General features: G+C 47.1%; 12 protein-coding genes. All 12 read right to left on the reverse strand.

Translation table 11 applies throughout. The features are described 5' to 3' along the window. Nucleotides 1-92: 92 nt before the first annotated feature. The 12 genes from NFR88_RS10510 to NFR88_RS10565 all read right to left on the reverse strand — a co-directional run bounded on the left by NFR88_RS10510 (nt 93) and on the right by NFR88_RS10565 (nt 14,809). On the reverse strand, nt 93-1,484 hold the full coding sequence (locus tag NFR88_RS10510; protein WP_465250586.1) for an alanine/glycine:cation symporter family protein: 1,392 nt from the start codon (nt 1,482-1,484) through the stop codon (nt 93-95). Between the two features lie 81 nt (nt 1,485-1,565). Further along, nucleotides 1,566-3,170 (reverse strand): amidohydrolase, encoded by a 1,605-nt coding sequence (locus NFR88_RS10515; protein ID WP_251615790.1) that lies wholly within the window; start codon nt 3,168-3,170, stop codon nt 1,566-1,568. 1 nt (nt 3,171) lies between these two features. Next, a complete protein-coding gene (locus NFR88_RS10520; protein ID WP_251615792.1) occupies nt 3,172-4,449 on the reverse strand; it encodes a hydroxymethylglutaryl-CoA reductase, degradative in 1,278 nt (425 codons plus the stop codon). Nucleotides 4,450-4,465: 16 nt separating this feature from the next. After that, the gene (locus tag NFR88_RS10525) at nt 4,466-5,434 is read right to left on the reverse strand and encodes a beta/alpha barrel domain-containing protein (RefSeq protein WP_251615794.1); all 969 of its coding nucleotides are present in this window, start codon (nt 5,432-5,434) and stop codon (nt 4,466-4,468) included. 182 nt (nt 5,435-5,616) lie between these two features. Beyond that, nucleotides 5,617-7,035 carry a sigma-54 interaction domain-containing protein gene (locus tag NFR88_RS10530; RefSeq protein ID WP_160201135.1) on the reverse strand — a complete coding sequence of 473 codons (1,419 nt, stop codon included), beginning with the start codon at nt 7,033-7,035 and terminating at the stop codon, nt 5,617-5,619. Between the two features lie 24 nt (nt 7,036-7,059). Then, nucleotides 7,060-7,908: a bifunctional 5,10-methylenetetrahydrofolate dehydrogenase/5,10-methenyltetrahydrofolate cyclohydrolase gene (locus NFR88_RS10535; RefSeq protein WP_251615795.1), complete on the reverse strand. Its 849-nt coding sequence runs from the start codon at nt 7,906-7,908 to the stop codon at nt 7,060-7,062. 9 nt (nt 7,909-7,917) lie between these two features. After that, nucleotides 7,918-8,550 carry a cyclodeaminase/cyclohydrolase family protein gene (locus NFR88_RS10540; RefSeq protein WP_251615797.1) on the reverse strand — a complete coding sequence of 211 codons (633 nt, stop codon included), beginning with the start codon at nt 8,548-8,550 and terminating at the stop codon, nt 7,918-7,920. A 387-nt stretch (nt 8,551-8,937) separates the two neighbouring features. Then, on the reverse strand, nt 8,938-9,504 hold the full coding sequence (locus tag NFR88_RS10545) for a DNA-3-methyladenine glycosylase I (protein ID WP_160201138.1): 567 nt from the start codon (nt 9,502-9,504) through the stop codon (nt 8,938-8,940). A 122-nt stretch (nt 9,505-9,626) separates the two neighbouring features. After that, nucleotides 9,627-10,790 (reverse strand): pyridoxal phosphate-dependent aminotransferase, encoded by a 1,164-nt coding sequence (locus tag NFR88_RS10550; protein WP_251615800.1) that lies wholly within the window; start codon nt 10,788-10,790, stop codon nt 9,627-9,629. A 13-nt stretch (nt 10,791-10,803) separates the two neighbouring features. Beyond that, nucleotides 10,804-12,246 carry a sigma-54 interaction domain-containing protein gene (locus NFR88_RS10555; protein WP_160201140.1) on the reverse strand — a complete coding sequence of 481 codons (1,443 nt, stop codon included), beginning with the start codon at nt 12,244-12,246 and terminating at the stop codon, nt 10,804-10,806. A gap of 115 nt (nt 12,247-12,361) precedes the next feature. Further along, on the reverse strand, nt 12,362-13,378 hold the full coding sequence (locus tag NFR88_RS10560; protein ID WP_161907888.1) for an ornithine cyclodeaminase family protein: 1,017 nt from the start codon (nt 13,376-13,378) through the stop codon (nt 12,362-12,364). Nucleotides 13,379-13,405: 27 nt separating this feature from the next. Further along, entirely contained in the window at nt 13,406-14,809 is a 1,404-nt protein-coding gene (locus NFR88_RS10565) for a YfcC family protein (protein ID WP_161907889.1), read from the reverse strand. Nucleotides 14,810-14,910: the final 101 nt, after the last annotated feature.

Genomic DNA, 14,910 nt, shown 5'->3' on the forward strand with positions numbered 1-14,910 from the left:
GGAAAGCCTGACTTTTCAGTGACTTTCCGGTATGGATCCAAAACAAGACAGGTCTTTATTTTACAGAATTCATTTCACTTGTGTTATAATCGTTATTTCGTTTCTTTCTTGGCTCTCTTTGCTTCCATATCAGCAAGATAATATTTACCCGGTGTATGGAAGAATTCATCCTGCAGTTTTACAACCTGTGGTACAAGCCAGATAATCGCGATCATATTTGGTATGATGAACAAAGCATTGACAAAATCGTTGAGCTGATATACAACCGTCAGTTCCATACCGAAGGTTACGATGATCATGGTCGCAATGGCGATAAATCTCCATGCAACGCCCGCCTTCGGCGTTTTAAACAGGAACTCCGCCTGTCTTTCATCGTAGAAAATCACTACGGTAATCGTCGTAATGACAAACAGCAGTACGCAGATTGCCACAAAGTAATCTCCTGCCGCGCCAAATACTGTATGGAACGCCGCCTGCCCCAACGCGCCGGCATCTACACCCGGCTGCTTCCATACACCGGTTGTCAGTACAGAAAGCGCCGTCGCCGTGCAGACTAAAATCGTATCTACGCCTACTTCAAAGACACCCCACATCGCTTGCCGAATCGGATGGTCAACATCAGCTGCCGCATGGGCTGACGGTGCAGAACCAAAGCCTGCTTCGTTGGAATATACACCTCTTGCGGAACCCCAGCGCAGCGCCAGCGCAACGGTAGAACCGGCAAAGCCGCCAACTGCGGCGTGCGGTGTAAACGCATAGACAAAGATACTGCCCAGGGAAGGAAGAATCTCACCAGCGTTGCACACTAAAATGATGATAACGCCCAGCAAATAGATCGCTGCCATGATTGGCACTGCCTTTTCCATAACACTGGCAATTCTCTTAATACCGCCGAAGACAATCAGCGCAACAATCGCCGCAACAATGATACCGAATACCGTACCATTAATGCCAAATACCGCAACCTGTGCGCTGGCGGACAGCGTCTGTGAAGCCACCGACGGAATTCCCGCGATCATGGTAAAAAACGCACAGAAAATCGCAATGGCGCGTCCTGCCTTTTTCCCGCCGAACAGTTCCTTGACATAGCTGAAAGCGCCGCCGACCCATTCGCCGTTTTCATTTTTCGTTCTGTATTTCATACAAAGAGCAATTTCAACATACTTGGTACAGCAGCCAACAATGGCGATAATCCACATCCAGAAGATTGCCCCCGGTCCGCCCAGCGCAATGGCTACCGGAACGCCCACGATATTGGACGCGCCGATGGAAGATCCCAGTGCAGAGCATGTTGCTGCAAAAGGAGAAATTTTCCCAGCTTCCGCTTTCACAAACATCTTGCCAAAGGTCTGGGAACAGATGTAACGGAGCTTCGTAATCTGTGGAAAGCCTAGTCTAAGGCTCATATATAATCCGCCGCCAACGATTAAAATCAGAATGGGAAGTCCCCAAAACCAGTTGGCGCACGCAATACAAAAATTCATAATAGCTAGCATCGTTTTTTCCTTTCTATGTTTCTATGTTTGGAAAAGATATTCTGTAAGGATAAAAATCAGATCTGTACTTTACTGATCCTTTGTCCTGTCATACACACATTCGCCGTCCATATAGGTTTGCTCTACCCGAATTTCAGGAAAGCGTTCTGGCGGTACATGCAGAATATCCTCTGACAATACCGCAAAATTAGCCCGAAAGCCTTCTGCCAGCTGACCGATATCAGAAAATCCCGCAATTTCAGCGCCCTCTTTCGTATAGAGTCTGATCGCTGTTTCGATATCGATGCTGCCTTTCTCACCGCAGTCCGTTCCATCGTACGCCGTTCTTGATACCGCGCACTTGAGATTTGGAAACGGATCGGACGGATGCGCCCAGGAGGTTGCCGGAGCGTCCGTTGACAGCGCCACTTTCACGCCGCAGTCCAGCATATGGGAAATGGGATAGGTCTCCTTAATCCAGTCCATACCCAAATTGTTTCGATAACTCTCAATTTCAGCATACAGGAAAATCATCTGCGTTGCAAAGGCAATTTTTCCTGCTGCCGCCTTTTCAATGGCATTCTGGGACGGGTCTGTAATATGCTCCATGCGAACAGACGGCATATCACAAAGCCACGGTCCGGTCTGATATGCAAGATCCACAATCCGGTCGATTGCCCGTTTTCCCATAGTGTGTACAGCCAGCTGGCACTGATGTTTCTGACAAAATTCCATGGCGCTTTCGATTTCCTCGTCGCTGCACACAGAAATGCCACATTCGTCACAGGACCCCAAATAGGGTCTGTCCATCCATGCCGTTCTGCCGCCGATACTGCCGTCTGCAATCAGCTTAATTCCATTTCTGTGAATCTGCCTGGATTTGTCTGCTCTCTCAGCGTCCCACCGGAAATCAGGATTTTTACGAATCAAATCCCAAATATAGTACATGCCTACATCCTGCCGGAATCCTTTTTCTGCCGCTTCCTGATAATAATCGAAATAATCCACTGCATCCAGGTTTCCCATATCCGTCACCGCTACAATCCCCTGAGAAAGCAGCAGCTTTCCCAGATCCACTAGACCATCCACGATAACCTCTCTGGATTTGTCCGGCAAAACCGCGCCGACCAGATGGCGGGCATTTTCTTTGAGAATCCCCGTCGGCACGCCTTCCGCATCCCGTTCAATTTCTCCGCCCGGCGGATCAGGGGTATCCTTCGTAATCCCTGCAAGTTCCAGCGCTTTGCTGTTGACACTCCGAATATGAGAGCAGGAACGAAGCAGTTCGATAGGATGATCTGCTGACGCCTTGTCCAGATCGTACCGGTTTGGCGCGCGGTGTTCCGCAAACTTTTCTTCATCATAGCCCCAGCCGCAAATCCATTCTCCCGGTTCTTTCTCTAACGCTACGAGGTGAATTTCCTCCTGCAGTTCCTCGATGGAGTGAACCACCGGTGGCAGGCAGGATATCTTCGCCGCGCAGTCTGCCAAAATGACCGGGTGCATATGGGTATCCACAAAGCCGGGAATGACGCGCTTTCCTTTCAAATCCACAGTTTCACAGTCATATTCCGGCAAATCGTTTCTGTCTCCAATAAAAGTAATTCTTCCGTCCTCCACTACAAAGCACTCCACATAGGCTTGCTTCGGATTTGAGGTGAATATCTTACCATTGATAAATACTTTCTGTTTCAATTCAGCCTTCATCTCCTTGCTTTTTATACTGTTCGAAAAGCGCAGCCGCATATTCTATGCGTACGTTTTTCTCTGCCACCATCTGTTTCACGATTTTCTCCAGCATTTCACCCTTTGCACCTACAGTGCTGGCCAAATTTCTCGCATGCAGAGACATATGCCCCCGCTGGATGCCCTCTGTCGCAAGCGCTTTCATCGCCGCCAGATTGTTTGCAAGACCGGCAGACGCGATGATCTGTCCCAGCTCCGCAGCAGTTTTTACATCTAAAATTTTCACGGCTGTTTGTGCCGCCGGATGGATTTTGGTAGCGCCGCCCACAAGTCCGACCGCCATAGGCATCTCAATACAGCCGACTAAATCTCCCTCTGCATTCTTTTCCCATGTGGTCAGCGATGTATATCTTCCGTTTCTTGCCGCATAAGCATGGGCGCCGGACTCAATGGCTCTGGTATCATTTCCCGTTGCCAGCACCACCGGAATAATTCCGTTCATAATCCCTTTGTTGTGAGTTGCTGCCCGATAAGGGTCTGCCGCCGCAAAGGCATAAGCGCTGAGAATTTTTTCCACCACCTCGACGCCGCCGACTGCTTCCTTTTTCCAGGTTGCTCTTGCCCGCACCACACGCCTGTCCGCCAGATTGGACAAAATCCGCAGCTCCGCAATGCCGCCGGTCAGCTCCTCTATGTAAGGGGAAACCGTTTCTGCCATGGTGTTTACCGCATTTGCGCCCATGGCGTCCAGGGTATCCACCAGAAGATGCACAATCACCATAGGGCCTTCCGCCGAATCTATGATTCTGACCTCCACATCCTTTGCACCTCCGCCAAAGCTGACCAAAACTGGATCTTTTTCGTTACAGATTCGCAAAATTTCCTCTTTTTTCTCTAAAATCATACTCTTTGCTGCAAAAGGCGCAGGTACGCGCAGCATCTGAATCTGCGCAATCATGATATTGCCGGAGGTACTTGCTGTAAAGCCGCCTGCCGCTCTTGCCATCTTTGCCGCATTGCTGCATGCCGCAATGACAGACGGTTCTTCTGTCACCATGGGAATTACCACGTCTTTACCGTTTATGATAAAGTTAATGGCAACACCCATCGGCAGCGCGAATCTGCCGATTACATTTTCTACCATGTGATCCGCCTTGTCCATGTCCAAAGAATCCGCGCTTCTGAGAACTTCCTGTTCTGCGATAGAAAGTCCCGCGAATTCGGCAACCTCCCGCATTCTTGCCTCTGTATCCAGCTTGAAAAAGCCGGAATAGCTACTTGTTTTCATCTTATCATCTCCTCTGTTATTTGATTGCTGCTGTAAAGGAATGCAGCGTGCGTCCTAAAATTCGTTCCATCATCTGCGTAATAACGCCGCATTTTTTCTCATCGATTCCGGTATCAATCCCCATGGCATTTACCATGGAGACAAAGTCGCAGGTTTCCACCAGCCCGGTTCTCTCCGTATCAAAGTAATATGCGCCGATCCCCTTGACAGGTACGCTGTCGACAATATTCGCAACTTGTCCGCCAATGCCGCCCAGGCTGCAGTCAAAGGTTCTGACACCTGCCTCCATCGCTGCACAGTAAGATGCCATCCCCATGCCGCGTATATCATGGACATGGAAGGAATGCATCGATGCATCTGGATACTTCTGTAGGACATGCGAAAAATAGCGGTATACGGTTTCCGGATCTGCGATGCCGTCAGGATCAGAATGTTCAATCTCGTCAAATCCAATGTCAAAAGCCCGATCTACAAATTCGTAAGCCTTTTCGATTGGTATTTCTCCCTGGATCGGACATCCGAAAATCGTTCCAATATTGCCGAAAACCTTCTTGATGCCCAGACTGTGAAGAAATTTTATATTTTTTTCTGCTTCATTAAAAAGTTCTTCATGGGTTCTGTTCATATTCTTGCGGGCATACGCCTCGCTGGTTGCTAGCTGTCCGCACAGTACGCGGTCAATCTGAATGCCTTCTTCAAGGGCTGCAGCCACACGTTCGCAGGCTTTCGTGTTGAGCGCAAGGACGGTATACTCTACGTCCTCTCTTTTCGGAAGTCCTTTCAATACCTCCAGGATATCCTTAAACTGGGGTACATATTTGATATGACTGAACGTGCCGACCTCAATGCGCCGAAATCCTGCTTCCATCAGCCGCTCTGCAATCCAGAGCTTCGCCTCTGTGGGCACGAACATTTCCTCGTGCTGAAATCCATCCCGCAGGGTCACGTCGATGATGTCCACTTTGCCCGGTAATGGTCTTTTCAAATTCTTTCACTCCCTCCTTCAGTCTTTGCACTATACTATCGCAAAGGGCGTGCCAATCCGTTCATTTGAAAAAGGGCAACAAAAAAACGCCTGAATTTCAAGCGTTTTCAGTATTAGATTAAAATTGCAGCCGCACTTTTTTCGATGAAAAATTCTTTATTTATAAAAATATTTTTATTTATTCAAAATTTTTTATTAGTGATCCCCAGCTTCTTCAGTCTGTACTGCAGCTTCTGCGGAGAGATGGAAAGCCTCCTGGCAACATCAATTAACTTGGTTTCCTGCTCCATCACAGTCTGAATCACCTGACGCTCATAGGCTGCCAGCATCTGTTCCAAATCAATATGCATTCCCGGCTCTATCTCTGCTGCTTCAGAAAGTAAATCTGCCCGCTGTGATACATTCCGTTCTTCTCTGCTGACCGTCTTTACAAGCTGTGTTCTTCGGAACAGCGCGTCCACACTTTCCAAGCTAATATATTCCTTCTTTTCTATATTAAACGCGCTTTCGATGATATTGCGAAGTTCCCTCACATTGCCGGGCCAGTCCCACTTTACAAAGACCTGCTCCGTCAAAGGGCTGATCCCCTTGATATTTCGCTGCATGCGTTCATTATAATAGCGAATGAAGTGTTCCGTCAAAAGCAGAATGTCGTCGACACGTTCTCGAAGCGGTGGAATTTCGATCTGTAAAACACAAATTCTATAGTACAAATCCTCCCGAATTCGCTTTTCGGAAAGCAGCTTTTCAAGGGGTTCGTTGGTCGCGCAAATCAGACGTACATCAAAATGAATATCCTGATTACCGCCGATTCGGCGTATTTTCTGTTCTTCAATTGCCTTCAGAAGCTTCGCCTGCATCCCTAAATCCATCGAATTGATTTCATCCAGAAAGAGGGTGCCTCCATTAGCCATTTCAAAAAGACCCTCTCTGGATTCCGCACCGGTAAAGCCTCCCTTTTCTGTACCAAAAAACATGCTTTCAAGAAGATGGGATGGAATTGCTGCACAGTTCTGTGTAATAAAATTTCCGGTACGCCGCTTTCCCTCTGCATGAATTGATTCCGCAACCAGCTCTTTCCCTGTTCCTGTTTCGCCATAAATCAGCACCGGCGAATCACTGTTGCTGACCTCCAGTATCATCGCTTTCATTTCCAGCATTTTCCTGTTCTGCGTGATGATATCATCTGTGACATAAAGCTTCTGTTTCAGATATTCTGAGGTCTTCAAATTCTGTAGATACAAGAGCTGCGCAACATTGGCCGCGCCCAAAATCACCCCACTCTCCACAATGGGATACGTGATGCCGCGCAGTACCATCTGATAGTTTTTCCAGGTCAGCTTCTGCGGTTCGTCGATGGACATCTTTCCTGTCTTTAGTGTTTGAAAAACAGTACTGTTTTCCTCTGACAGATCCTCATAAAAATTCGTCAGATGCTCTCCGACAATCGATCTGGTCCAGTCCGGAATGACTGCATTAGACATTCTGCCAAACCACGTGCTGTACTCCACAATGCCATGTTTATTTACAATCAGTACACCATCATATTTGGTATTGTCGATTTGCATAATCTGGTTCAGTTTATCAATCAATCCACTCATTGCACAAAGGTTCCTCCTGCAGAACTAAAGCATGCTTTGTTCTGCCGCTTCCACGACATGTTTCATCAAAAGACTGGTTGTCACACTGCCCACACCGCCCGGTACCGGGGTCAGCCACACCTGGGCGTCCTCACAGACCGACACATCGCCGATCATTTTTCCTTCCTCATTAAAGTTGATGCCCACATCCACAATCACCTGACCTGGACTAATCATCTCATCTGTCAAAGTCCCTGCAGCGCCGGCGGCTGCTACAATCACATCCGCCTCTTTGCAAAGATTCCGTAAATCCTCCGGTCTGGTCTTTGTGTGGCAGACGGTTACCGTCGCGTTTTCCTTCAGAAGCATCAGACTGACGGGCTTTCCGATGACCATGCTCCTGCCGATGACCACCGCCCGCTTTCCGCGTAAATCTACATCGTAATGTTTCAAAATTTCAATGCAACTTTCCGCTGTGCACGGCGCGAAAGCGCTGTCCCCAGTAAAAAATCTGCCCAGCGCGCCATCCGAAACGCAGTCCATATCCTTTTCCGACGCGATGGCATTTCGTACCTTCTCGCTGTCGATGTGCCTTGGCAAAGGCTGCAGCAGCAGCACACCATGAATTTCCGGATTCTGATTGATGGATTCTATGACCGCAATGAGATCCGCTTCCTCTATCTTCCCATCACAGATGAATTTTTCTGTCTGTACGCCGATCTTCTTTGCCTTTTTCACAGCGCCGTTTTCATAGGCGATATCGCTGCCGTTTTCCCCCACACGAACGATTGCAAGGGTCGGCACCACGCCTTTCTCATAAAATACGGGCATCTTTGCAATCAACCCTTCGTCAATGGCGTCCGCCACTGGCTTTCCTTTTAGTAATTTTTCCATCTTGTCCCCCTATTTCTTTAGCTGACTGTACACTTTCGCGTACACCTCATCGGCGGCTACTGTATATTCCATCAGCATCTTCTCAGCTTTCTCATTGAGCGTTTCGGCGTATGCTCTGTCCTGCATCGAGCCTGTATTAATAAAGACGTTCAGTGACGCGCCCTGCAGGGCTGCTTTGGCAAAAATTACGCCGACACCGGCATCACTGACTGCAAGAACGCTGCCCTTTTCCGCAAATTCCCTGTGCAGATCAATCGCCTGGCAACATTTTTCCATAATTTCCAGAGGTACGCTGCATGCATCCTTCAGCACAAGCTCCATGACTCGCGCCTTCTCCGCCTTTTCTTCCTTCGTTTCTTTCGGCATGCCATAAGCCGCCGCAAGGGGCGCGAAAACCTCCGCGTCCTTTTCCACAAGGGCAAGCAGCTCTGCCTGCAGAACTTCCGCCTGTTTCATCAGACCTTTGATATCTTCCTCTACGGCTGCATACTTTTTCTTGCCTACGGTCAGCGATCCGACCATACTTCCCAGTGCTGTTCCCAGTGCGCCCACCAGCGCCGACGCGCCGCCGCCGCCCGGCACAGGCGCTTTGCTCGCCAGCACTTCTGTAAATGCTCTCAAGCTTTGATCAATCCATTGCATAGGTTGTACCTCTCTTTTCTTTTTAAACTGGTATTAGTATAGCACGGGTGCCGCTATTTTTGCAAGCCGCACCCTTTTCTTTCGCGCGGCAAACGCGTGAAAAAGCGATACCCTTTTACACTGCTGACAAAACTGACAATTTCTCAGATTTTTGTCAGTCTTGTCGGTGTTTTATGTAAAAATCCTGACAAAACAGACAGAATCGAAAAAAATTGTCAGTTTTGTCAGAATTTCAGGGGCATACGATGTGATTTCGACACGATTTACTGACAAAATCTTTCAAAATCCAGAATTTTGTCAGTACTATCGTCGAAGACTCCTTTCATGGGTTTGCCATGTTTTCTTTCACTCTCACCTTTTCTTTGATTTACCAGAACACGCAGCCTTTTATTCTTTTGTGCCGCGCGCTTTGAAACAGCCTTCTTCATGAGAATCAATGACGCCAACCGCCTGCAAGTACGAATAAATAATCACCGTTCCGACAAACTTCATTCCTCGTTTTTGCAAATCCTTTGAGATTTGATCGGAAAGTGGAGAACTTACCACATCTGTTTCGTGCAAAACAGTTTCGCAGGTCCAATGCCAGAGATAGTTGGAAAAACTTCCGTATTCCTTTTGGATTTCGCGAAAAATCCGCGCATTATTTACTGCCGCTCGAATTTTCAATTTGTTGCGGATGATGCCTGGATTTTCGCGAAGTGCTGCCATTTTTTCCTCGTCATAATCACAGACTTTGGCAAGATCAAACCCATCAAAAGCAGCTCGAAAGGCTTCTCTCTTATTGAGCACGCACTCCCAGGACAAACCCGCCTGAAAGCTTTCCAAAATCAGCATTTCGAAAAGCTGATGATCGTCATGCACCGGCACACCCCATTCTTCGTCATGATAACGCAGATAGATTTCATTCTTGGGATTCACCCACCTGCACCGTTTTTTTCCATCTTTCCATTCCATTCCGTTTCTCCTTTTCAAACATAAAACGGCAAAAGCGTGCACATTTCTATACGCACGCATTTCGTCTCTCACAATTTCTTATTGTGTGCATAGGAGCTTTAGCTCCGTCATGCACACTTTTTTTACTGAAACGCCTCGATCTTTTCAATTCGGTCAAAAGCCTCCTTCAGGGTATCCACATTGACAGTACAAGCGATACGCACATAGCCTTCTCCGCAGGCTCCAAAGGCATCACCCTGCAGCATCAGCACATGTGCCTCCTTTAGGATCAGTTCCGCCGCCTCAGCACTGGTCAGCCCACTTTCCTTAATGTTCATAAACAGATAGAAGCTGCCCTTAGGCGGATCAATCACAGAAAGCTTTGGAATCTTGTTAATTCTCTCCGCTGCATAGAACATTCTCTTCCTGTATTCGGAAATCATCGGCGGCTGAATCTCCGCTCTGTGGCGAAGTGCATAGATTGCAGCACGCTGAGATACTGACGGCGCAGTAAAGACCACATTTTCGTTAATCTGCTGAATCACCTTAATGATGTAGTCTGGTGCGATAATGTTACCCACTCTCCATCCCGTCATGGTAAAGTTCTTGGAGAATGAATTGAGAATAATCGTTCTTTCTTTCATACCCGGAAGTGTCGCAAACGGCACAAACGGATTCTGGTAACTGAACGAGGTATAAATATCATCAGAAATTACAATTAAATCATACTTTACAGCGATTTCTGCGATTTTTTCCATAGTCTCTACAGTCAGGCAGTTTCCGGTCGGATTGCTCGGCGAGTTGATGACCAGCGCCTTTGTACGCTCTGTAATCAGAGATTCCAGACGTTCAATGTTAATCTGAAAATCTTCTTCTTCGTAAGTCGGCAGTTCCACAGGAATCCCTCTTGCCAGCTCCACCTGCTGTGGATACGGGGTAAAGTACGGCGCCTGTAAAATAACTTCATCTCCATCGTCTACGATGGCTTCCAGAGCCAGATACATGCCCAGGCATGCAGATGCACAGACAAAAACTTCTTCATCAGCCACATCCATCTGATACTCTTCCTTGTAGTACTTGCAGATTTCCGTTCTAAGCTCCGGATCTCCTCTGAAGTCCGTGTACTTGGTATGTCCGGCTTTTGCATCTGCAAAGGCATTGTCGATAATAATATCATGAGTGATTAAATCCGGGTCCCCCAAACTCAGGTTAATCACGTCATTGAAAGACTTTGCCATTACATCGGACTGTCCCATAGCGGTACTCTGGTCTTTCCAGTACCGCTTTGCAATAAACTTGTGCTTCATTTTTTCTACCTCTCTATACATTAAGTTCTTTTAATCTGCGATACAACGTAGCTTTGCTGATGCCCAGCACCTCCGCTGCTTTCAGCTTGCCTGAAAGTGTATCGCCATAAATTCTGATGGCCTCTAAAATATATTCATCTTCCACATCTCTAAGCGGTTTCAAACAAATTCCGCTTTCAGAAGGTGGTTCCGTGGCGTTGCCCAAAATTCTTTGCGGCAAATCTTCAACCGTAATATAGGAACCAGAAGAAATATTGACTGCATACTCGATGGCATTCTGCAGCTGTCTGATGTTGCCCGGCCACGCATACTCGTACAGCCTGTCCATGGCCGCCTTGTCTATGCCAAAAATATCTTTGTGCAGCGCCTTTGCATAAATCCTGAGAAAATGCTCTGCCAATTCTCCAATATCACTTCGTCGCTGTCTTAGCGGCGGTAATGTAATAGGGATGACACTGAGGCGATAATACAAATCCTCCCGAAACTGTCCGTTGCGCGAAAGCTCCTCTAAATCCTGATTGGTGGCTGCGATAATCCGTACCGACACCTCTATCTCCTTGCTGCCGCCTACTCGCTGAATTTTTTTCTCCTGAAGGGCTCGCAAAAGTTTCGCCTGCAGATGGATTGGAAATTCACCGATTTCATCGAGAAACAAAGTACCGTGATTGGCAAGCTCAAACTTTCCCAGCTTTCCGCCCTTCAACGCACCGGTAAATGCCCCCTCCTCATAGCCGAACAGCTCGCTTTCGATTAAGTTCTCCGGTAGCGCCGCACAGTTAATGGCAACAAAAGGACCATCCGCATTTCTGCTGGCGGTATGAATGGCTCTAGCAAAAACCTCCTTGCCAGTTCCACTTTCTCCTTGGATCAGAATCCCTGAATTCCCCTGTGCAAAACGCCTCGCCTCTTCTTTTACCTTCCGAAACGCGGGACTGCTTCCTACAATGTCTTCAAAAGGCAAATTGCAACTGTTATTTTTCAACTGCTTGACAGTTTCTTTTAATTTCTTCGTTTCAGAAGTCTCTTTTAGTTTCATCACCAAAAGTTCTGACATTCTGTGAATAAACTCCAGAAAATCCTTGTTCTTTTCCATCAGTCTCTTTACATCTTCTTTTCCATGGGCATAAAGACCAATGGCGCCGTAAATATCCTCTCCATCGATAATTGGAATGGAAATCATTGCGTTAACGTCGCACGCATTCTTCTCCGGACAATTTTTGCATCCTGCAAAATCCTTCTTGCTGTCTTCGATCACCATCATTTTTCGTAGGCGAACGGTCTCCACCAGCATGGAATTACCGGTCAACTTATTCAGCGCCCGCTGATTGGTGATGCCGTCTTTGCTGTCCCCAATAATCTGAAACTGCATATCACAGACCAACACCTGCATGTCCGCTACTGTGCTGATAATTTCTGTGGTCTTCTGTGCATATTCTCTGATACTACCTAAATTCATAATTACCTCTGGGAACGAATCACAGCGCAAAGGCTGCCAGTGGCAGCCTCTACTTCACGTATATTTTCATTTTAACAGAAGATTGCACTTATGTCAATACTTTCATTTTCTGTGTCTATTTATCATAGGTTCTGAAAGCAAATACCGGCAGGCTGTCGTCTTCTGCAAAATAATCTTTGTACAGCTGTCCCGCTGTGCCAATGTCGGTGGAACCCATACCGATAATACTTGCACAGATGATTTCATCATCGTTTTCTCTTCCGCTCTTACGCCCCACTACGATATCCGGCATTTCAGCATGGATGTTTTCTTCTGTGATTCTTCCGTCATGAACCAGTTTCAAAAGTTCACCCCTGTGGGCGTTCTGTGCCCAGCTGTCGACAATCAGCTTGTCACAGTGAAGCGGAATGTTTTCATCCAATTCCTGGAAGGAACCCAGAGACATCACAGTACAGCCCTTTTTCAGCCACGCACCCATTACCAGCGGCTCATTGGCGATGGTTACCGTAATGATCAGGTCAGAGCCTTCACAGCATTCCTGATTGGTCTTTACCGGCGTCACCTTTACCGCAAGTTCCTGATTGAGTTCTTCTGCACATTTTACCGCTGCTTCCCAGTATAAGTCAGAAATCTTGATTTCTTCCAGATTTTCACAGGATTCTGCGATGGCTCTTGCATTCATTCTGCCCTGCACACCTGCGCCGATGATGCCGGCAACCTTGGCATCTTTGCGAACCAGATACTTAGAAGCAACGCCAGCAGAAGCGCCGGTTCTGATGTCCGTAATAAAGCTGCCATCCATGATAGCAAGGATTTCACCAGTTCTGGCTTCGTTTAAAATAATTACGCCGCCGATGTATGGAATACCCTTCTTTGCATTATCATTGAATCCCCATACCCATTTGATACCGGAGATATCCACGTCTTGTCCGATATATGCAGGCATTGCATTGTAGGAGCCGCCATATGGCGGCCAGTCGTTGCTTTCGCCGGTATCCAGCGTAATTTTTGCCGGCATATTCACTTCGTTGTGTCCATGGGCTTCATATACCTTTTCAACAAGTTCGATGGATTTTTTCATGTCCAGCACTTTCTGTACATCTGCCTTTGAGATCATCTTTACATTATTCATTTTCATTTCCTCCTATTTTTAGGTTCCTTAAAATGGACCGTAATTTGTCAAAACTGCTGCCGCAAGGATAATGCAAACCCATGCGGACCATTTCATTACCAGTGAGAATGCAAACTTAAACCACTGCTTAAAAGATACGCCTGCAAGTCCCAGTGACGCCATCAGAATCGGATGTACCGGCGTAATCATATTCCAGAATCCATCGCCGCTTTGAAATGCTAATACTGCGGTCTGTCGAGTAATACCAAGCACGTCAGCTAGTGAACTCATAATCGGCATCACCACAACCGCTTGTCCCGAAGACGACGGAATCAGGAAGTTGACAACCCCCTGTGACAAGTACATGCCCCATGCTGCTACCACGCTTGGAAGTTTCGCAAGCGGTACAGAAGTCGCATAGACGATGGTATCCAAAATATTTCCGTCCTGCAAAACAATCAAAATCGCTCTGCCAAGACATACCAGAATGACCGCTGTCGCAATATCTCTGCAGCCAATCATAAACTCGTTGATCGTGTCGTTAAAGCTGCCCTTAAAGTGAATCAGTCCTACGATGATTCCCATAAGGAAAAACAGCGCAGCCATTTCGCCCAGGTACCAGTCAAATTTGATAATGCCGTATACCAGTACCGCAACAGTCAGAACCAGAACCAGCAAAATCACCTTGTCTCTGCCGTTAAATTCGCGTTCCTCTACAGTCTGCAGGTTTTCCGGCAGTTCGTTTAAGTTCACCACCTGACCGCTGTCCTTGAACTTCTTTCCGTGGCGAATGGTGTGATGAATCGCAATGAGAAGTGCACCTACGCCCAGCGCAATGCGAAGTCCTATACCGGAAAACATCGGCAGGTCGCAGATGCCCTGTGCCACGCCGGTGTTAAAGGGATTCAGCGCACCTGCTGAATATCCGCTGTAAAGTCCCACAATTGCCATAGATACGCCTACAATCGGGTCAAATCCCATCTTAATTGCAATTGGCACTAAAATTGCTACCAGTGGAATGACCTCTTCGCCCATGCCATAGGACATGCCGCCAAGGAAAAATGCGCTCATGATGATAATCACCAGCAGACTTTCCTTTCCTTCATATTTGCGAATCAATTTGTTCAGTCCTGCCGCAATAGCGCCCGACTTGGTTACAATGCCAAAGGCGCCACCTATGACAAAGATAAACCAGGCAATATCAGAAGCGTCCACCATACCGTTATAAATAGACATGATAAGCTGCATAAAGGTCGTCGGATTGGACTCTGCGCTGGCATAGGTACCCGCTACTACCAATGTTCTTCCTGTCGCCTCATCCAGCTGCCGCTCAAAGAGTCCTGCGGGAACGATATACGTTAAAATTGCAGATAAAACCACTAAAATAATCAAAAGAGTTCCCGTATCCGGAAAGCGCAGTTTGAACTTCTTTTCTTCTAATTTCGGTTCCATGATATTTCCTCCTATATTTTTTCTGCTGTTATATAAAGCATAAAACGTGCCAACTTAATTTCCATTGAAATTTAAACAATTTCTTGATTCAATGCAATGAA

The organism is Senimuribacter intestinalis, assembly GCF_943192965.1.
In the GTDB taxonomy this organism is placed as follows: domain Bacteria; phylum Bacillota; class Clostridia; order Peptostreptococcales; family Anaerovoracaceae; genus Senimuribacter; species Senimuribacter intestinalis.

Bases quoted from the DNA above. Each gene is read 5' to 3' on its own strand.
- NFR88_RS10510 (WP_465250586.1), bottom strand. From the start codon at position 1,484: ATGAATTTTTGTATTGCGTGCGCCAACTGGTTTTGGGGACTTCCCATT.
- NFR88_RS10520 (WP_251615792.1), bottom strand. From the start codon at position 4,449: ATGAAAACAAGTAGCTATTCCGGCTTTTTCAAGCTGGATACAGAGGCA.
- NFR88_RS10530 (WP_160201135.1), bottom strand. From the start codon at position 7,035: ATGAGTGGATTGATTGATAAACTGAACCAGATTATGCAAATCGACAAT.
- NFR88_RS10535 (WP_251615795.1), bottom strand. From the start codon at position 7,908: ATGGAAAAATTACTAAAAGGAAAGCCAGTGGCGGACGCCATTGACGAA.
- NFR88_RS10540 (WP_251615797.1), bottom strand. From the start codon at position 8,550: ATGCAATGGATTGATCAAAGCTTGAGAGCATTTACAGAAGTGCTGGCG.
- NFR88_RS10545 (WP_160201138.1), bottom strand. From the start codon at position 9,504: ATGGAATGGAAAGATGGAAAAAAACGGTGCAGGTGGGTGAATCCCAAG.
- NFR88_RS10550 (WP_251615800.1), bottom strand. From the start codon at position 10,790: ATGAAGCACAAGTTTATTGCAAAGCGGTACTGGAAAGACCAGAGTACC.
- NFR88_RS10555 (WP_160201140.1), bottom strand. From the start codon at position 12,246: ATGAATTTAGGTAGTATCAGAGAATATGCACAGAAGACCACAGAAATT.
- NFR88_RS10560 (WP_161907888.1), bottom strand. From the start codon at position 13,378: ATGAATAATGTAAAGATGATCTCAAAGGCAGATGTACAGAAAGTGCTG.
- NFR88_RS10565 (WP_161907889.1), bottom strand. From the start codon at position 14,809: ATGGAACCGAAATTAGAAGAAAAGAAGTTCAAACTGCGCTTTCCGGAT.